Source organism: Acidovorax sp. GW101-11A03, assembly GCF_059424825.1.
The window spans coordinates 249,014-267,024 of record NZ_JBWKZU010000001.1; the positions used below are offsets into that span (position 1 = coordinate 249,014).

At 65.4% G+C, this 18,011-nt stretch carries 16 protein-coding genes; 4 read left to right on the plus strand and 12 right to left on the minus strand.

Annotation, left to right across the window (positions count from 1 at the left end; translation table 11 throughout):
• Positions 1–59 precede the first annotated feature (59 nt).
• Positions 60–743 carry a hypothetical protein gene (locus AC07Z7_RS01150; protein WP_494765045.1) on the plus strand — a complete coding sequence of 228 codons (684 nt, stop codon included), beginning with the start codon at positions 60–62 and terminating at the stop codon, positions 741–743.
• Positions 744–776: 33 nt separating this feature from the next.
• On the opposite strand, the gene AC07Z7_RS01155 is transcribed toward AC07Z7_RS01150, so the two are convergent.
• Positions 777–2,114 carry a D-amino acid dehydrogenase gene (locus AC07Z7_RS01155; RefSeq protein WP_494765046.1) on the minus strand — a complete coding sequence of 446 codons (1,338 nt, stop codon included), beginning with the start codon at positions 2,112–2,114 and terminating at the stop codon, positions 777–779.
• Between the two features lie 172 nt (positions 2,115–2,286).
• Between AC07Z7_RS01155 and AC07Z7_RS01160 the strand changes: the two genes are divergently transcribed.
• Together AC07Z7_RS01160 and AC07Z7_RS01165 are read left to right on the plus strand one after the other, a co-directional pair.
• Positions 2,287–3,198, plus strand: a complete 912-nt coding sequence (locus AC07Z7_RS01160; RefSeq protein WP_494765047.1) for a LysR family transcriptional regulator ArgP — start codon at positions 2,287–2,289, stop codon at positions 3,196–3,198.
• 127 nt (positions 3,199–3,325) lie between these two features.
• Entirely contained in the window at positions 3,326–3,940 is a 615-nt protein-coding gene (locus AC07Z7_RS01165) for a TetR/AcrR family transcriptional regulator (RefSeq protein WP_094290020.1), read from the plus strand.
• A gap of 78 nt (positions 3,941–4,018) precedes the next feature.
• Here the strand turns inward: AC07Z7_RS01165 and AC07Z7_RS01170 are convergent, their stop codons facing one another.
• From AC07Z7_RS01170 to AC07Z7_RS01185, 4 genes are all read right to left on the minus strand, one after another.
• Positions 4,019–4,957, minus strand: a complete 939-nt coding sequence (locus tag AC07Z7_RS01170) for a fasciclin domain-containing protein (protein WP_494765048.1) — start codon at positions 4,955–4,957, stop codon at positions 4,019–4,021.
• Positions 4,958–5,154: 197 nt separating this feature from the next.
• The gene (locus tag AC07Z7_RS01175; RefSeq protein ID WP_094290022.1) at positions 5,155–5,577 is read right to left on the minus strand and encodes a universal stress protein; all 423 of its coding nucleotides are present in this window, start codon (positions 5,575–5,577) and stop codon (positions 5,155–5,157) included.
• A gap of 114 nt (positions 5,578–5,691) precedes the next feature.
• On the minus strand, positions 5,692–6,537 hold the full coding sequence (locus AC07Z7_RS01180; RefSeq protein WP_494765049.1) for a metallophosphoesterase: 846 nt from the start codon (positions 6,535–6,537) through the stop codon (positions 5,692–5,694).
• A gap of 12 nt (positions 6,538–6,549) precedes the next feature.
• Complete coding sequence (locus tag AC07Z7_RS01185; protein WP_252660646.1) at positions 6,550–7,518, minus strand: LysR family transcriptional regulator; 969 nt, start codon at positions 7,516–7,518, stop codon at positions 6,550–6,552.
• A 125-nt stretch (positions 7,519–7,643) separates the two neighbouring features.
• On the opposite strand from AC07Z7_RS01185, the gene AC07Z7_RS01190 reads away from it, so the two are divergent.
• Positions 7,644–8,084 (plus strand): hypothetical protein, encoded by a 441-nt coding sequence (locus AC07Z7_RS01190; protein ID WP_094290025.1) that lies wholly within the window; start codon positions 7,644–7,646, stop codon positions 8,082–8,084.
• Between the two features lie 194 nt (positions 8,085–8,278).
• On the opposite strand, the gene AC07Z7_RS01195 is transcribed toward AC07Z7_RS01190, so the two are convergent.
• The 7 genes from AC07Z7_RS01195 to pdxR all read right to left on the minus strand — a co-directional run bounded on the left by AC07Z7_RS01195 (position 8,279) and on the right by pdxR (position 17,969).
• Positions 8,279–10,150, minus strand: a complete 1,872-nt coding sequence (locus AC07Z7_RS01195) for a phosphoenolpyruvate carboxykinase (GTP) (protein WP_494765050.1) — start codon at positions 10,148–10,150, stop codon at positions 8,279–8,281.
• A gap of 290 nt (positions 10,151–10,440) precedes the next feature.
• The gene (gene queC, locus AC07Z7_RS01200; protein WP_252660652.1) at positions 10,441–11,151 is read right to left on the minus strand and encodes a 7-cyano-7-deazaguanine synthase QueC; all 711 of its coding nucleotides are present in this window, start codon (positions 11,149–11,151) and stop codon (positions 10,441–10,443) included.
• 88 nt (positions 11,152–11,239) lie between these two features.
• On the minus strand, positions 11,240–11,386 hold the full coding sequence (locus AC07Z7_RS01205; RefSeq protein WP_165773906.1) for a hypothetical protein: 147 nt from the start codon (positions 11,384–11,386) through the stop codon (positions 11,240–11,242).
• Between the two features lie 77 nt (positions 11,387–11,463).
• Positions 11,464–12,663: a threonine ammonia-lyase gene (locus AC07Z7_RS01210; protein ID WP_494765051.1), complete on the minus strand. Its 1,200-nt coding sequence runs from the start codon at positions 12,661–12,663 to the stop codon at positions 11,464–11,466.
• A gap of 936 nt (positions 12,664–13,599) precedes the next feature.
• The gene (locus AC07Z7_RS01215; RefSeq protein ID WP_494765052.1) at positions 13,600–14,445 is read right to left on the minus strand and encodes a hypothetical protein; all 846 of its coding nucleotides are present in this window, start codon (positions 14,443–14,445) and stop codon (positions 13,600–13,602) included.
• A gap of 144 nt (positions 14,446–14,589) precedes the next feature.
• Positions 14,590–16,497, minus strand: coding sequence for a DNA helicase RecQ (gene recQ / locus AC07Z7_RS01220; protein ID WP_494765053.1), 1,908 nt, complete (start codon positions 16,495–16,497; stop codon positions 14,590–14,592).
• Positions 16,494–17,969 carry a MocR-like pyridoxine biosynthesis transcription factor PdxR gene (gene pdxR / locus AC07Z7_RS01225; protein WP_494765054.1) on the minus strand — a complete coding sequence of 492 codons (1,476 nt, stop codon included), beginning with the start codon at positions 17,967–17,969 and terminating at the stop codon, positions 16,494–16,496. The genes recQ and pdxR overlap by 4 nt, the downstream gene beginning before the upstream one ends.
• Between the last annotated feature and the right edge of the window lie 42 nt (positions 17,970–18,011).

Consider the following 18,011-nt stretch of genomic DNA (forward strand, 5'->3'; position numbering starts at 1 on the left):
CGGACCGACCTATTCTGCCGCCATCCAACCACCCAACCCACCACCTGGAGAACCCCGCCATGAACGACACCAGCCAACTCGCCTTGGGCGCCACTGCCCTGGGACTTGCCGGCACCTGGGTGTGGCGCCAGCGCCCGGCCCTGCGCACCCTGCACCGGGGCAGTGCCCTGGCGCTGGCCCTGTTCCTGGTGGCGCATGTGCTCGGGCATTTGGCGGGCCTGGCGGGGGTGGCCGCGCACCAGGGGGTGCTGGAGGTGCTGCGCAGTGTCTACCGGCAGCCCGTGGTCGAGGGGTTGCTGCTGGCGGGCGTGCTGTTCCAGGCGGTCAGCGGCCTCACCTTGCTGTGGCGTGGCTGGCGCCAGTGCCGAGGTGCCGTGGCGTGGGCACAGGCGGTGTCGGGGGGCTATCTGTCACTGTTCCTGCTGATCCATGTGACGGCGGTGCTGGTGGCGCGCCTGTATGGGGTGGATACCAACCTGCAGTTTGCGGCGGCGGGCATGCACCGGCCACCCTGGCAGTGGTTCTTCGGGCCGTACTACTTTCTGGCGGTGCTGGCGCTGTGCACCCATGTGGGCTGTGCGCTTTACTGGAACCTGCCCCCCAGGCTGCGCGCCCCGGTTCTGGCGGCGGCCCTGGTGGTGGGGGTGTTGCTGGCGGCCACGTTGGTGGTGATGCTGGCGGGGGTGCCTCCGGTGCAGGGCGCCGGTGGCTGGCTGACGGGGGCCACCCTGCCACCGGAGTGAAACCGTGCGCCCATGGCGCAGCGTGTTCGCCGATCAGGCCGCCTTGGCCGTCAAGGTGCGATGGCCCTGTTCCATGCCGCAGAACCCGAAGTTCATTGCTGGCACCTGGCCGCTGATCAGCTCGGCCAGCGCCTTGCCCGAGCCTGCACCGTGCGTCCAGCCCAGCGTGCCATGGCCTGCGTTCACCCATAGCTTGCCCACGCGCGTGCGGCCGATGAACGGGATGTTGGTGGGCGTGGCCGGGCGCAGGCCGGTCCAGTACTGGGGGTTGCCGCCTTCCTCGGGGGTGCGGGTGTCGCACACGCCGGGCAGGATGGCTTCGATGCGGCGCGAGAGCATGTGGCAGCGGGCGCGGGCCAGGGAGCTGTCGAGTGTCAGGTCCCAGCCGTTGAGCTCGATGGTGCCCGCCACGCGCAGGAAGTTGCCCAGGCGGCTCATGGCGATCTTCTTGCCGTCGTCGATGGTGGAGACCATGGGCGCGCCCTCGGGCTTGAGCAGCGGGAAGGTCGCGCTGTAGCCCTTGCCGGGGTAGATGGGCAGATCCACGCCCACGCTGCGCAGCAGCGGCGCGCTGTAGGAACCGCAGGCCACCACGACGGCATCGGCCTTCAATATAAAGTCTTTTTTGCCTCCACCGCCCGGCTGGTGTGCCATGACAGCTACAGAATCAATAGCATTGCCGATCTTGTTCAGGCGCAGCACATCGTGGCCGTACAGGAACTGCGCGCCCCGTGCCGCGCAGCGGCGCGCCAGCTCTTGCGTGAAGACACGCGCATCGCCGCTTTCGTCGGTGCTGGTGTAGGTGCCGCCAGTGATCTTGTCGCCGTAGGCCTTGAAGGCGGGCTCGATCTTGAGCAGCTCGTCGCGGCTCACCAGGCGGCGCTGCACGCCATGCTTGCGCATCAGCTCCACGGCGTGGCCTGCGGCGTCGAACGACTTCTGGTCGGTGTAGAAGTGGGCAATGCCGCGTTCGAGCCGGTTGTATTCAATTCCGGTGGTGCTCACCAGGTCCTTCAGCGCCGCATGGCTGTAGGCGCCCAGCGCCACGATCTGGGCCACATTGCGCTCGAACGCCGCGTCGTTGCACTGCGCGAGGAACTGCAGGCCCCAGCGCCATTGCTGCCAGTCCATCTGCGGGCGAAACAGCAGCGGCGCCTCCTTGTCGAACATCCACTTGAGCGCCTTGAGCGGCGCCTCGCGGTTGGCCCAGGGCTCGCAGTAGCTCACCGAGATCTGCGCCGCGTTGGCAAAGCTGGTTTCGAGCGCCGCATCGGGCTGGCGGTCGATCACGATGACTTCGTGACCGCGTTCCAGCAGGTGCCAGGCCGTGCTGATGCCGATGATGCCGGCGCCGAGAACAATGGTTTTCATATGCGGAATGCCTTGTGAGCCTTTGCGTGCCACACGCCCCAGTGCGGGACACGATGGGGCGCAGTGTGCGCGACATTGCATTCAACTAAAAGCAAAATTAAACTTACTCCAAAAACATCAGAGTGCCTAATAAAGTGCGCACTCTGGCACCGCCTTGTTGGAGACCCATGCCATGAGCACCTACGACCCCGCCGCCCTGGAATGCCTTGCCGCCATCGTTGAAGAGGGTGGCTTCGAGCGCGCTGCGCAGCGCCTCAACGTCACGCAGTCGGCCGTGTCGCAGCGCCTGCGCGCGCTCGAAGCGCAGGTGGGCTCGGTGCTCATCGTGCGCAGCCGGCCATTGCGGCCCACGTCGGCGGGGCAACTCTTGCTCAAGCACACGAAGCAGATGCGCCTCTTGCGCGCCGACCTGGAGCGCGATCTGCAGGAGCTGGCGCCCAGCGCGCCTGGCGGTACGCGCGAGGACGAGCGCATCTCGATTGCCATCAACGCAGACAGCATCGCGACCTGGGCCATGGGCGCGCTGCACGACCTGGTGCGCGAACGTCTGCCGCTCGAAATCATCGTGGACGACCAGGACTTCACGCAGGAATGGTTGCGTTCGGGCCAGGTGCTGGGCTGCGTGACCACGCTCAAGCAGGCGCTGCGCGGCTGCAAGATGGTGCCGCTCGGGGCCATGCACTACGTGGCCGTGGCCTCGGCCAGCTATGCCGAGCAGCATCTGCCGCAAGGGCTCACGCCGCACAACTTCCGCGACGTGTCGTTCCTGTCGTTCAACCGCAAGGACGACATGGCGGCCGAGTTTGTGGCGCGCGCCTTCGGGCTCAAGCGCGTGGCGCTCAACCACCTGTTCGTGCCCGGCTCCGAGGCCCAGATGCGTGCCGTGGCCGCAGGCTGGGCTGTGGGCGTGGTGCCCGAGCTGCTCGCGCGGGGCGCGATTACCGACGGCAGCATGGTGGACCTGGCGCCCGGTCGGTCCCTGCCCATCCAGCTCTACTGGCATTGCTGGAACCTGGAGTCCGAACTGCTCGATGCGCTGTCGGCCGCGCTGACCGGTGCCGCCGCCCAGTCGCTCGTGTCCTGAACGCACCTGCGTGCACTCCCTCAGCGCACGGTGGAAGGCACACTTTATGCTGGTTAAAACGTGAACGGCGTAGTTGCATTGCAACTTAGTCATTTATTTTTTTACCGCAATGTATAAAATATAGGCCATGCAAACCCAGCCCCCCAAAGTCTCGTTCAAGGAGCAGATGCACCAGGCGCGCGAGGAGGCCATCCTCCAGTCGGCCTGCCGTCTGCTGGGCGAAAAGGCCTTTGACGCCATGACCATGGACGATGTCGCCAATGCCGTGGGCATTGCGAAGGCCAGCCTGTACAAGCACTTCTGCAGCAAGGAAGAGCTGTGCAGCGCCGCCATGGTGCAGATCCTGGGGCGTGTGCAGACCTACCTGGCAGGCCTGCCCGCTGAGATGCCGCCCCTGGACAAGCTGCGCGCCCTGGTGCGCTGGTCGCTGGAGCGCCTGCTGACCAACGAGATGCCACTGCTGCCCAGCCGCAACTCCACGCTGCGTGCGGTGCTGATGGCCAACAAGGACTACCTCAACGGCCTGGTGGGCGTGAGTGACCAGATCGGCGAATGGATCACCGAGGCCCAGGCCCAGGGCGGGATCAGCCCCAGCCTGCCGCCCATCGTGGTGCTGTACACCCTCTATGCCCGCGCCTGCGACCCGGTGGTGAGTTTTCTCAAGGAAAGCGGCCAGTATTCGGACGCGGAGATCGTGGACCTGGTGGTGCGTACCTGTTTTGACGGGTTGGCGGCGCGTTAAGCCATTCCCTGGGCTCACCTGACAAACAAGAAAGCCCGGCATGCCGGGCTTTCTTGTTTGTGGGGACAACCCCGGGGATCACTTGGGAAGGATCACCTTGTCCACCACGTGGATCACGCCATTGCTGGTGAACACATCGGCGGCCGTGATGTTGCTGGTGCGCATGTTCTGGTCAGTGATCACGAGGCTGGAGTTGATGGTGAACGTCTGGCCCTGCACGGTGGTGATGGCAGTATTCACGGGCACTTCGGCCTTGAGCACGCGTGCGGACACCACATGGTAGGTCAGCACCTTGGTCAGCAACGCGGTATTGGCCAGCAGCTCGGCCTTGCTCACGCCCAGTTCGGTCAACAGGGCGGCAAAGGCGGCATTGGTGGGGGCAAACACCGTGAACGGGCCGGTGCCCTGCAAGGTGGTCACCAGCCCTGCAGCCACCACGGCCTCGACCAGGATGCTGAAGTCCGGCAGGGCCGAAGCCGTGGCGACGATGTCCTTGTCGGCGGGTAGCAGCACCTTGTCCACCAGATGTACCACGCCGTTGCTGGCCTGGATGTCGGTGCTGGTGATGGTGCTCATGCGGTTGCGGCCGTCGGTGATCTTGAGGCCGTTGTTCGACTCGATCTTGAAGAAGCCGCCTGACACCGGTGTGATGGCCTTGCCCAGCGGCACATCGGCCCGCATTACCTTGCTGCCCAGCACGTGGTAGGTCAGCACGGCGGTCAATAGGGGCTTGTTGGCCAGCAGCGCTTCCTTGGTCACGCCCAGCTCGGTCAGCAGCGCCGCAAAGGCGGCGTTGGTGGGGGCAAACACGGTGAGCATGCCGGTGCTCAGGGTGTTGGCCAGCCCGGCAGCCGTGACGGCCTCGACCAGGATGCTCAGGTCGGGAGTGTTCTGCGCCAGTTCGACGATGTTGCGCTGGGGCTCGTCATCGCTGCCCCCACAGGCTTGCAACAGGGTGGTGCCCGCGCCCAGGGCGGCGGCCATCAGCACGGTGCGGCGGTTGAATGCGGTGTTCATGGGTCGCTCCTCTCGGTATCGATGGAAATGACACGCCAGGATGGGCGCGGAGCGAATTTATAACCAATCGGTGCAAAAGTAAACCAATCAGTTATTTGTGGACCGATTGGTATTGGATGGGCAAAAAAATGCCCTGCGCAGGCAGGGCGGATGCAGCGGGACGGGAGAGCTCCCGGCGAGGGAGCCCGGCCAGTCGCTCAGCGCACGATCAAAAGAGGCACCTTGCTGTGGGCCAGCACCTGGGTGGTGACCGAGCCCATCACCAGCGTGGCAATGGCGCCATGGCCATGCGAGCCCATGACCAGCAGATCGAACTTGCCGGTGTCGGCCACCTTGGCAATGGTTTCGCCCACGGTGCCCACCTTGACGCTGCGCTTGGCATCCACGCCATGGCGGCCGAGGAACTTGCAGACGGGCGCGAGGATTTTTTCGGCCTCTTCGGCGTGGTAGGCGTCCACCACTTCCTTGCCCAGGGCCGCGCGGGCGCGGGCGGGCAGCGGGGCCTGCACGGTCAGTACGGTGTAGGTGTGGGTGCCGCCCAGCAGTTCTTCGTGGGTGGCCAGGTAGGCCAGCATTTTCTTGGTGTAGGCGCTGCCATCGACAGCAAGCAGGATGTTCATGGTGTTCTCCGAGAAGGGATAAGGCAGACTACTCTGCGCAGGTGCCTGTTGTCTTGACCTGGGTCATGCTTTTTTGTCCGGCGCGTGGCGAATTCACAAGAACCGCGCGCTGGATCATACGGTGACCGTCCAGCAAGGCCGGAAGGTGGCCTGTTCCCCCTTGCGGGCATAGCCCAGCGGGTTGGCGACCACGCGGCACTTCCAGGCAGAACCATCACCGTGCGCGCCTTCCACGAGGTAGTCGCTGGGCGCGTGCAGGTGGCCATGCAGCCACAGCTGCGCATGGGGCAGCAGGTGGTCCAGAGCGTTGCAGAAGCCCGCCGTGCCGGGCACCAGGCCATAGCGGGGGTCGGCACTTTTCAGGCTGGGCGCAAAGTGGGTGACGGCCACCGTCGGCCCATCAAACGGCTGCTGCAGTGCGGCGGCCAGCCACTCCTGGCAGGCCAGGGCCTGCTCGCGCAGGGGTTCGGCCAGGAACGGCCCGCCATGCCGCGTGCCGCCGGTCTTGCGCAGGTAGAAGTTGGCGGCGCGGAAGGCTTTGTCGCGCAGCTTCAGCCGCCGGGCCAGGTCGGTGCTGCCCTCGTGGTCGGCCAGGGCGTCAAAGTCGCTCCAGAGCGTGGTGCCCACGAAGCGGACGCCCTGCAGCACCATGGTTTCGCGCTCCAGCCAGACGATGCCCAGGCGGTCGCAGGTCTGGCGCAGGCGCAGGTGGGCGGCGTCGAAGTCCTGTGCGTCGTATTCGTGGTTGCCGGGCACAAACAGCACGGGCGTGGGCCAGCCCGCGTGCTGGGGCAGCGGAGAAAAGCGCGCCAGGCCAAAGTCGTCGTCGGCCAACTGCGAGCCAGGCTGGTAGGAGCCCACATCCCCCGCCAGCACCAGCAAGTCGGCACCGGGGGCGGGTTCGGGAACAAAGTGGGGATGGGCCTCCAGGTGGAGGTCGGACAGGAGCTGGATGTTCATGCAGCACGCAGTCTACGGGCTCTCCTGCTCCGGGAAGGTGCGCCGCGCAGAACGCGCCAGTGCATGCAGCAGCCAGGTCATGGCCGCCTGCTGCGGGCCCCGGCGCCGCCATAGCGCGTCCACGTGCACCGGGGGCACATCCAGCGGCAGGGCCCTTTGCACCAGCTTGTCGGCAATGCCGGTCACGGGCACAAAGTGGCGTGGCAGCACGGTGAGCAGGTCCGAGCCCGACACCACGCGCCCCGCCGTGAAGAACTGGTTCACGGTGATCACCACCTTGCGCTCGCGCCCCAGTGAGGCGAGGGCCTCGTCAATGAAACCAAAGGGTCGGCCCGAGAAGCTGACCAGCATGTGGCGCGCCTGGCAGTAGGCGTCCAGCGTGAGAGGGGCATCCGCCAGCGGATGCCCTTGGCGCATCACGCACACATATTCGCCGTCGTAGAGGCGGCGGCTCTCAAACGCCACCACGCCGCCCGACTGAGCGCGGGCCGTCAGATCGGCCAGTGCAGCCGGGAAATAGCCCACGGCCATGTCGGCGGCTTCTTCGTCCAGCAGACGGCGCGGGTCGCGCGTGGTCAGTGGCAGCACGCGGATGGCAATGCCGGGCGCTTCGCGCTCAATGATCTCGACCAGGGCAGGCACCAGCGTGGCGGCCGTGGCATCGGCCATGGCCAGCACAAAGGTAGATTCGGCGGTGGCCGGGTCGAAAAGGCCTGGTGCCAGGGACTCCTGCAGATGGGCCAGCGCCTCACGCACTGGGGGCCACAGTGCCAGCGCCCGGGGCGTGGGCTCAACCCCCTGGCCGCTGCGCACCAGCAGCTCATCCCCCAACACCTCGCGCAGGCGCCGCATGGCGTTGCTCACGGCGGGCTGGGTGATCGAGAGCTTGTGCGCCGCGCGGGTGAGGCTGCGCTCCGCCATCACTTCGTCGAAAACGCGCAGCAGGTTCAGGTCCAGGGTGCGGAAGTTCAGGGGTGTCATGGTTGGTCATCACCATTGTGAATATCCATGATTCAAAATATAAACTTGAACATGCAAAGGGTAAACCCTAATATCACCCCATCGCCCGGCAATCTCGCCACAAGCGTTAGAAAAGGGAAACCGAAATGACCGCCTTTGCACACGTTGAATACCCCACCGAACACCCCGGCGTTGTCCGCGCCGAAAACGCCGCTGCAGCCCTGAAGGGCGCTGCTGCCCGCTTTGATGGCGCCCGCGGCGCTGCCTCCCTCCTGCTCGCGGCCGTGGTGTCCGCACTGCTGGTGGTGGCCAACCAGGTGATCGACACCTGGAGCGAAGGCCACCTGCTGGCCGCCTGGATGGTGCTGTGGCTGGTGGCGTTTGCCGCCTTGGCCCTGCTCACCGCCCCCGCACGCCGCGCTGGCGTTGCCCTGCGCGCTGGTGTGCAGGCATGGGCCGAGAGCCGCCGCCGTGCTGCTGAAGATGAGCGTACCTGGCAAGTCGCCATGAAGGACCCCCGCATCATGGCCGAACTGAACCACGCCATGGGCATCCCCACGGTGGAAGACATCCGCAAGTACTACTGACCACCGAACCCGCCGCACTGGTGGGCGGCGAGGAAGCAATTCATTGAAAGCCGTGGCCTGCCACGGCTTTTTTTATGCCTTTTTCCTGGCAACTGGGGCTTGTCGTGCCCCGCAAGCCAGGCGCAAAAAAGCCGCTCTGCCAGAAAGCAGAGCGGCTTTGAAGGGAAAGCTTCTTAGGTACTGGTACAGCAATATCAGGCTGCCAGACGCTTTTCCAGAGCGGCCTTGGTGTTCAGCAGGGCCTGGGGCAGGTGGTACGCCAGCTGCTGGAAGTGCGCATCGTGCAGCTTGAACTCCTCGGCCCAGGCGGCCTTGTCGATGCTGGTCACGGCGTCGAACTGCTGGGCGCTGAAGTCCAGGCCCGTCCAGTTGATTTCGGCGTACTGCGGGGCCACACCGAACATGGTTTCCTGGCCCTGGGCCTGGCCTTCGATGCGGTCGATCATCCACTTGAGTACACGCATGTTGTCGCCATAACCGGGCCAGACAAACTTGCCCGCCTCGTCCTTGCGGAACCAGTTCACGCAGAACACCTTGGGCAGCGCCTTGCCGGTGGCGGCGATCTTGCCTTCCATGCTGAGCCAATGCGCGAAGTAGTCGCTCATGTTGTAGCCGCAGAAAGGCAGCATGGCGAACGGGTCGCGGCGCACCACGCCCTGGGCGCCGAAGGCGGCAGCGGTGGTTTCGGAACCCATGGTGGCGGCCATGTACACGCCTTCCGTCCAGGTGCGGGCTTCCGTCACCAGCGGCACGGTGGTGGAGCGGCGGCCGCCGAAGATAAAGGCATCGATGGCCACGCCGTTGGCGTCATCCCACTGGGTGTCCAGCGCGGGGTTGTTGGTGGCGGCCACGGTAAAGCGCGAGTTGGGGTGGGCCGCCTTGGCGCCGGTTTCCTTGGCGATCTGGGGCGTCCAGTCCTTGCCTTGCCAGTCGATCAGGTGGTCGGGCAGCTTGCCCGTGTCCTTTTCCATGCCTTCCCACCACACGTCGCCGTCGTCCGTCAGGGCCACATTGGTGAAGATCACGTCCTTGTCCAGGCTGCGCATGCAGTTGGGGTTGGTGTGCATGTTGGTGCCGGGGGCCACGCCGAAGTACCCGGCTTCAGGGTTGATGGCGTACATCTTGCCGTCGGCATGGGGCTTGATCCAGGCGATGTCGTCACCGATGGTGGTGACCTTCCAGCCCGCAAAGCCCGCCTCGGGCGGCACCAGCATGGAGAAGTTGGTCTTGCCGCAGGCGCTGGGGAAGGCCGCTGCCACGTGGTACTTCTTGCCCTCGGGGTTGGTCACGCCCAGGATGAGCATGTGTTCGGCCAGCCAGCCCTGGTCGCGGCCCATGGTGGACGCGATGCGCAGTGCCAGGCACTTCTTGCCCAGCAGCGCGTTGCCGCCGTAGCCCGATCCGTAGGACCAGATTTCGCGCGTTTCGGGGTAGTGGACGATGTACTTGACCTTGGGGTTGCAAGGCCAGCTGGTGGTGTCCTTTTCGCCTTCAGCCAGCGGCGCGCCCACGGTGTGCATGCAGGGCACGAACTCGCCTTCCACGCCCAGCACGTCGTACACGGCCTTGCCCATGCGGGTCATGAGGCGCTGGTTCACGGCCACATAGGCGCTGTCGGTCAGTTCCACGCCGATGTGGGCAATGTGGCTGCCCAGCGGGCCCATGCTGAAGGGCACCACGTACATGGTGCGGCCCTTCATGCAGCCGTCAAACAGGGGCTGCAGCGTGGCGCGCATCTCGGCGGGGGCCATCCAGTTGTTGGTGGGGCCGGCGTCTTCCTTGGCGGCCGAGCAGATGTAGGTGCGGTCTTCCACGCGCGCCACGTCCGATGGGTCAGACCAAGCCAGGAAGCTGCCCGGGCGCTTGGCGGGGTTGAGCTTCTTGAAGGTGCCAGCATCGACCAGCTGCTGGCACAGGCGGTCGTACTCTTCCTTCGTGCCGTCGCACCAGTAGATGCTCTCGGGCTTGCACAGGGCGGCCATATCGGCCACCCAGGCGAGCAGCCGGGCGTTTTTGACGTAGGACGGGGCGTTGAGATTCAGGCCCTGCATGGTGGGTGCGTTCATCGGGGGAGCTTCCTAAGTTGAAAAACAGTTTTTTCAAAGGAAGCGGACCGGGCGGAACGCGGCAAGGCCTGGCGCAGTTGCGGTGCTGAGCGCTGCCTTTGAAAAAACGGCTTTCGTGCTCAGTCGGCGGGCGGGAGCGTGTGTCAGCCCCACGGTGTGGAGGCTATTCCACGGAATCCGCGGGTCGGCTGGGATGTCAATTTTATGAATCTGCCGCCGGTTTGTCTGTCAGACAGGGGTCAAAACCATGCAAAAAAAGCATGAGGTTATGCATCTAGAGTCCGTGCCGCTCACGTACCGACCGGGCTGCCTTTCCACCGCTCGTAGCCACTCTTGCGCAGCGCGCAGGCCGGGCAGGTGCCGCAGCCGTAGCCCCAGGCATGCAGCGTGTCGCGCACGCCGTGGTAGCAGGTGTGCGAGTCGTTCACGATCAGATCGACCAGTGCCTGCCCACCGAGCGTCCGGGCCAACTCCCAGGTCTCGGCCTTGTCCAGCCACATCAGCGGGGTATCGAAGGTGAAGCGCTGTCCCATGCCCAGGGACACGGCCACTTGCAGGGCCTTGAGCGTGTCGTCGCGGCAATCGGGGTAGCCCGAAAAGTCGGTCTCGCACATGCCGCCCACGAGGGTGTGCAGACCCCGCCGGTAGCCCACGGCCGCTGCCAGCTGGAAGAACAGCAGGTTGCGCCCCGGCACAAAGGTGTTGGGCAGGCCGGCGGCGGTCATCTGGATCTCGGCATCGCTGGTCAGCGCGGTGTCGCTGATGTGGCCCAGCACCGCCAGATCCAGCATGTGGTCGTCACCCAAGCGGGCGTTCCACTGCGGAAACCGCGCGCGCAGCGATGACAGCACCGTCTGCCGCGCCTGCAGTTCGATGTGGTGGCGCTGGCCGTAGTCGAAGCCGATGGTTTCCACATGGGCGAAGTTTTCCAGCGCCCAGGCCAGGCAGGTGGTGGAGTCCTGGCCTCCAGAAAAAAGAACAAGCGCGTGTCCGGGTCGCATGGGGGGCTCCTGGTCAAAGGGGGAACAGGGAAGGCGGGGGCAAAAAAAAGCCCCGCAGCGCGGGGCGTTTGGCAGCCTTGCGTGCGGATCAGGCCATGAACACGGCGATGAAGGCCAGCAGGAAAATCAGCACGCCACCGACCACGGGGAGCACCAGGGGCATCATGGGCACAACGTTTTCCACGGGATCGTGCGCTGCGGTCTGAGGGGCGTGAGAAGTGTTGTGGTCGGACATGATGGGGCTCCAGATGCTGAAAACTTGCGCAATTCTAGCCGCCTGCATGCCAGGGCGGCCAGCAGGCCATATAGGGGTCACATCAGCGCGGCCTCCATGCCTGCCGCGCGCAGCCGCTCCAGCACCTCGTCCACATGGGCCTTGCTGCGGGTTTGCAACACCAGTTCAATCTCGACGTTCTGCGCGGCCAGCATGGTGAAGGCGCGCTGGTGGTGCACCTCGCCGATGTTGGCGCCCGCGTCGGCCACGGTGGCTGTGATGCGTGCCAGCACCCCCGGCACGTCACGCGCGCTGACCTTGATGCGTGCGAGGCGGCCAGACCGCACCATGCCGCGCTCGATGATGGCTGCCAGGAGCAGCGGGTCGATGTTGCCGCCACACAGCACCAGGCCCACGCGCTTGCCCCGGAAGCGCTCGGGGTAGCGCACCAGCGCCGCCAGGCCAGCAGCCCCTGCGCCTTCCACCAGCGTCTTTTCAATTTCCAGCAGCATCAGCACGGCCTGCTCGATGTCGCCTTCGTCCACCAGCACCAGGTCGTCCACCAGGCGCTTGACGATCTCCTGAGTGATCTTGCCCGGCGTGCCCACGGCAATGCCCTCGGCGATGGTCGAGGTGCCCTGCGGGTGGTGCGTGCCCTTCACCGCGTTGACCATGGCCGGGAAGCGCGCGGTCTGCACGCCCACGATCTCGATGCCTGGCTTGATCGCCTTGGCGGCCGTGGCCACGCCCGAGATCAGCCCGCCGCCGCCCACGGCGATCACCAGCGTGTCCAGGTCGGGCACGGCCTGCAGCATCTCCAGGCCCAGCGTGCCCTGGCCTGCGGCCACGCCCTCGTCGTCGTAGGGGTGCACAAAGGTCAGGCCCTGCGCATCGGCCAGCGCGTAGGCGTGGGCGCGGGCTTCCTCCAGCGTGTCGCCGTGCAGCACCACCTCGGCGCCAAAGCCGCGCGTGCGCTCCACCTTCACGGCGGGCGTGAAGCGTGGCATCACGATCACTGCGCGCAGGCCCAGGCGCTGCGCGTGATAGGCCACGCCCTGCGCATGATTGCCCGCGCTCATGGCCACCACGCCCCGGGCGCGTTCGTCCTCGGACAGCAGCGTGAGCCGGTTGCAGGCGCCACGTTCCTTGAACGAAGCGGTGAACTGCAGGTTCTCGAACTTGAGGAACACCTGCGCGCCCACGATCTGCGAGAGTGTCTTGGATTCGACACAGGGGGTGTCCAGCACCTGGCCTTGTAGGCGGGTGGCGGCGTCGCGGATGTCTTGAAGGGTCAGCATGGCGCCATTGTGGCGCACGGCTGCATAGGGCCGCTACAGGGTTGCACAGGGGGCGTGGACTGGCATCGGTTGGCTTTACTGCGGACTATTGGAATTAGGAAGGCCGTTACCACATCCAATAGGCACTGATAGCTATAAAACCATAGTGTTCAGACTCAAAGTGCGTGCCCTGAGTCACTCTTTCCCTGCAGAAGATTCTGCCCTAACCGCCGTCAGCTCAACGGTGACGAGCGCCAGCCCTGCGAGGCCTTGCCCGCGTGACGGGGTACCACCACCCCATGGCCAGCTTCAGCACTTGCAAGCAGGACAAGCACAACGGAAGCTGTGTTTCTCGAAAACTTTGACTGCCGTAACAACGCCGATGTGATCTGCTGGACGCCGCCGTGCCTCCGCCAGTTGCCCTGGGTTTGTGCGTTGGCCTCCTGCAAAGCTGCCGGGGTTTGCCCGATGGCGTGGTGTTTTCCAGCCTGAGCCCACCCTAGAAGCAGGCGTGTGCATCGCGCAAGCCGAAGTCCATGCTATGGGCGTTGCAGCAGGCCTGCACACAGGGGCATGTGCCCGGCACGCTCTATGGCCCTGCTACCTCTGCTTGATGGGCACGGCTGGGCGTCAGAAGTGGGAAGAATCGGCGCGATGCGACGCTGGGTACCCCGGCAGCAGCGCCAAAGCGATTCAGCCATTGCGCCATCTGCTTGAAGGTGGAGTGGCGCATGGGTGCAGCGCGGCATGGCATGCCGGGCTTTTGATCAAGACGACTTACGGGTTTTCGGTCGATTTCTGGCGGCTCGGCCTGTCGAGGACTGGGTGGTCAAGAGTACCGTCCAGCCAATGGCGCGTTTTGGTGGCACACCCTGCCGTGCGGTCTGCGGTTCGTATCGACCCACATCTGCAGGGCATGGACCTGTGGTAGCCCGTGGTACGGGCCCCGAGGGTTGTTTACTGCGTCATACCGAAACGGGAGATATGTTCGATCTGCTGCCGCAGAGCGCTCGGACCCGAGCCCTGTTCTGCATCCTTGTAGAACAGCCCCGTGCCAACACCTTTGGGTGTCGTAATGCGTCGCACTTGCAGGGACTGCTGGGTGCTGGTGGCAGAGGCTTGCGAGTACCCTTCACCTTCATTCACGCTGTAGATCAGTACGTAGGTGCGCAGCAATTGGCCACTGCCGTTGATTTTGGCGCACAGCACGTTGCCAGCTAGGGAGCCCCGCACTTGGTGTTCACAGCCAAAGGTCTCCCCTGCATTGGCCATCAGGCCATTGCCATTGGCTGTGGCGCCCAGGTTCCTGGAGAGCTCCACCAGATCCGACTGCAGGCCTTCAGACCCAATCGAATTCAATGTCCAGAATCCACGCAGGCTTTCAGCAACGGCACCATAGCCGAAGTTGAAGCGAGAAATTGCAATCTCGCCTTCGTTGGGGAATTTGATGAATCCAGTGGTTCCGGACGTAAAACGAATGCTCACGCTGCCCGCGCTGCCTGCCTCGGTTCCAGACCGAGCTCCGCTACCAAAATAGCGACCTCCGTTGTACTTGTTCAGCGATGCGGTCACTTTGTTGTCAATGACCTCTCCTACAGCAAGATAAAAGGTGGCTTGGCCGCTGCTTTCATACGCGTACATCTGCATCACCATAGTGGTGTTCTGTACATCAATGCCGAAGCCACGGCCCGGCTTGCCATCCATCTCGGACGTCACGATCCAAGTGCCTGCTTGGGGTGCGAATGCTTGCGCCAGGCTCGCCCCGGTGAGCAGTGCGGCAGCCACCAATTTCTTAAAAAACATCTACATACCCTCTCTTGAATGAATGTGTGAACTGGCTGTTGAAATGAAATGCCGAGTTGAATGTATCCCGGGCCAGCAGATTTGTAACGCATTTGCTCGCAAGGCGTCGTGACGATCTATTGATCGTCCGCGGGCCACCCCTGACTAGTTGTTTCCAACTACGCGCAGCACTTCCGCCCCATACGCCTCCAGCTTCTTCGCCCCCATGCCGCTGATGCCCTGCAGGTCGTCCAGCGACGCGGGGTTGCGCTCGGCAATGGCGGCCAGTGTGGCGTCGTGGAAGATCACATACGCGGGCAGGTTGTGCTCGCGCGCGACTTCGGCGCGCCAGGACTTGAGGTTGATGAAGCGCACCTGCGCATCCGGGCCCAGATTCGCGGCAGCGGCCGGTGGGGCGCTGCCTGTGCCTTTGCGGGTGCGTGCGCGCTTGGCGGGTGCGGCGGCGGTGGATTCGCGCAGCTGCACCGGCACCTCGCCCTTGAGCACGGCGCGCGAGCCTTCGGTGAGGCTCAGGGTGTCAAAACTGTGGCCGCTCTCCAGCATCACCTTGTGCAGGCCCACGGCGCCTGTGGCCAGCAGCTGGCGCAGCACGCCGCGCAGCTGCGCTTCGGAATACTCCTTGCCCACGCCAAAGGTCGAGAGCTTGTCGTGCCCGAACTGCTGGACTTTCTCGGTGTCCTTGCCGCGCACGATGTCCATGATGTGGCCTGTGCCAAAGGTCAGCCCACTGGCTGCGTGCACGCGGTAGATGGTGGACAGCAGCTTGCGCGCGGCGTCCGTGCCGTCCCATACCGCCGGAGGGTTCAGGCAGTTGTCGCAGTTGCCGCAGGGTGTGGACTGCTCGCCAAAGTAGGCCAGCAGCCGCACGCGGCGGCAGTCGGTGGCCTCGGCCAGCGCCAGCAGGGCGTCGAGCTTGCCGCGCAACGCCTGCTTGAACTCCTCGCCCGCCGGGCTTTCGTCGATCATGCGGCGCTGGTTGACCACGTCCTGAAGGCCATAGGCCATCCAGGCGTCGGCATTCAGCCCGTCGCGGCCTGCGCGGCCGGTCTCCTGGTAGTAGCCCTCGATGTTCTTGGGCATGTCCACATGCGCCACAAAGCGCACGTCGGGCTTGTCGATGCCCATGCCGAACGCAATGGTGGCCACCATCACGATGCCTTCCTCGCGCAGAAAGCGGTCCTGGTTCTTCTGGCGCACCTTGGTGTCCAGCCCTGCGTGGTAGGGCAGGGCGGTGAGGCCCGCATCGCTCAGCGTGGCCGCCAGTTCTTCCACCCGCTTGCGCGACTGGCAATACACCACGCCCGCCTCGCCCGCATGCTCGCGCTCAATGAAGCGCAGCAACTGCGTGGTGGCGTCCTTCTTCTCGACAATCGTGTAGCGGATGTTGGGCCGGTCAAAGCTGCTGACGAACAGGCGCGCGTCCTGCAGTTGCAGCCGCTCGACGATGTCCTCGCGCGTGAGCGCATCGGCCGTGGCCGTGAGTGCGATGCGCGGCACCTGCGGGTAGCGCTCGTGCAGCAGCGTGAGCGCCCGGTACTCGGGGCGGAAGTCGTGGCCCCACTGGCTCACGCAATGCGCCTCGTCAATCGCAAACAGGCTCAGGTGGCCGCCCTCGTACAGGCTGTCGAGCAGGCCGAGGAAACGTGGCGTGTTCAGCCTCTCCGGCGCGGCATACAGCAGCGTGATCTCGCCCGTCTGAAGCCGAAACTCCACGTCCTGCGCCTCGTCGTAGCTCAGCGTGGAGTTGAGGAACGCCGCCTCCACCCCCGCCTCGTGCAGTGCGCCCACCTGGTCGTGCATCAGCGCGATCAGCGGCGAGATCACGATGCTCACCCCGCGTCCCTGCTGCTGGCGCACGATGGCGGGCACCTGGTAGCACAGGCTCTTGCCGCCGCCGGTGGGCATCAGCACCAGTGCGTCGCCGCCATTGCTCACATGCGTGACGATCTCTGCCTGCGCGCCCCGGAAGGCCTTGTAACCGAAAACTTCGTGCAGAACGGCGGAGCAGGCCGACAGTGTCTCGCCCGGGGCAGAAATTTCGATCACATTCATCCCCGGTATTGTCCATGAGCGCCGATGCGCCCCAGCGCACGCGCTGCCGCATCAATGGCGTCGGGCGGGAGGGCCGCAAAGCCCAGACGCCAGCCTGCGATGGCAGGCGCCGTGTGGTACAGCGCGCTCAGGCTGGGGGTGGCAATGCCCAGGGCTGCCGCCTGGCGGGTGTATGCCTGTTCGCTTCCTTCGGGAAGGCGCACTGCCATCTGCAGGCCGCCCCGGCTGTCCATAGGGGTGGCCCAGGGCAGGTGGCTGTGCAGCGCCTGCAGCAGCACGTCGCGGCGGCTGCGGTATAGCTGCCGCATCAGCCGCAGGTGGGCCGCAAAGTGGCCCTGGTCCATGAAATCTGCCGCCACCGCCTGCATGGGCTGCGCGGGGTGGCCATCGTAGATGGTGCGCGCCGTCACCAGCGGAGTGACGAGTGCCTCCGGCAGCACCATGTAGGCCAGCCGCACCGACGGAAACAGTGATTTGGAGAAGGTGCCGATGTAGACCACCTGGCCTTGGTCGTCCAGCCCCTGCAGCGCTGGGGTGGGCTGGTGGTCGTACAGAAATTCGCTGTCGTAGTCATCCTCGACCAGCCAGGCCCCGGTGGCCCGGGCGTGGGCAATGAAGGCCAGCCGCCGCGCCAGCGACATCGCTTGGCCCGTGGGGAACTGGTGCGAGGGCGTCAGGTAGATCAGCCGGGGCGTGGGGCGTGCCGCGTCCAGCGTGGCGCCTTCGCCGTCCAGGGGCATGTCCACCAGGCGGGCCCCGCTGGCGCTGAAGGCCGTGCGGGCGCCCGCGTAGCCCGGGTCTTCCATCCACACCGCATCGCCGTCGTCCAGCAGCGTGGCCGACAGCAGCTGCAGCGCCTGCTGCGAACTCGTGAGCACCAGCACCTGCCCCGCGTGGCAACGCACCCCGCGCGACTGGCCGAGGTAGCGCGCAATGGCCTCGCGCAGCGCGGGCAGGCCCTGGGGGTCGCCATAGAACATCAACGCCGCCGTGTCCTGCCGCAGGCGCCGCTGCAGCAGCTGGCGCCACAGGCCTGTGGGAAAGGCCTGCAGGTCCGGGCTGCCTGCCACAAAGGCGCGCGGGCGCTCGGGCTCGTGGCAGCCCCCGGTGTCCACCATGCGCTGGCCCCGGGCCGACAGCCGCCGCTGCGCGCCCGCAGTGCCCGTCGGGCGGAGGGCGCCACTGGCCTGGCGCGGCGCGGCGGCCTCCATGTCGATGGCCACAAAACTGCCCTGGCCCACCTGGCGGCGCAGGTAGCCCTCGGTTTCCAGCTGGGCATAGGCGGCCTCCACCGTCACGCGCGACAGGCCCAGGTCCTGTGCGAGGTGGCGGCTGGACGGCAGCCGCTCGCCCAGCACGGCCTGGCCGCTGCGCACTGCCTCGCGCAGGGCGGCGCACAGGCGTGCCCGCCGTCCGCCGTCGGTCTGGGTTTCCATCAGCGCCAACAAAAGACGGGGTTTGATCGTGGCCATGGAAACAGATTGGTCTTATGTTCATCGAGAAATTGGCCTCAT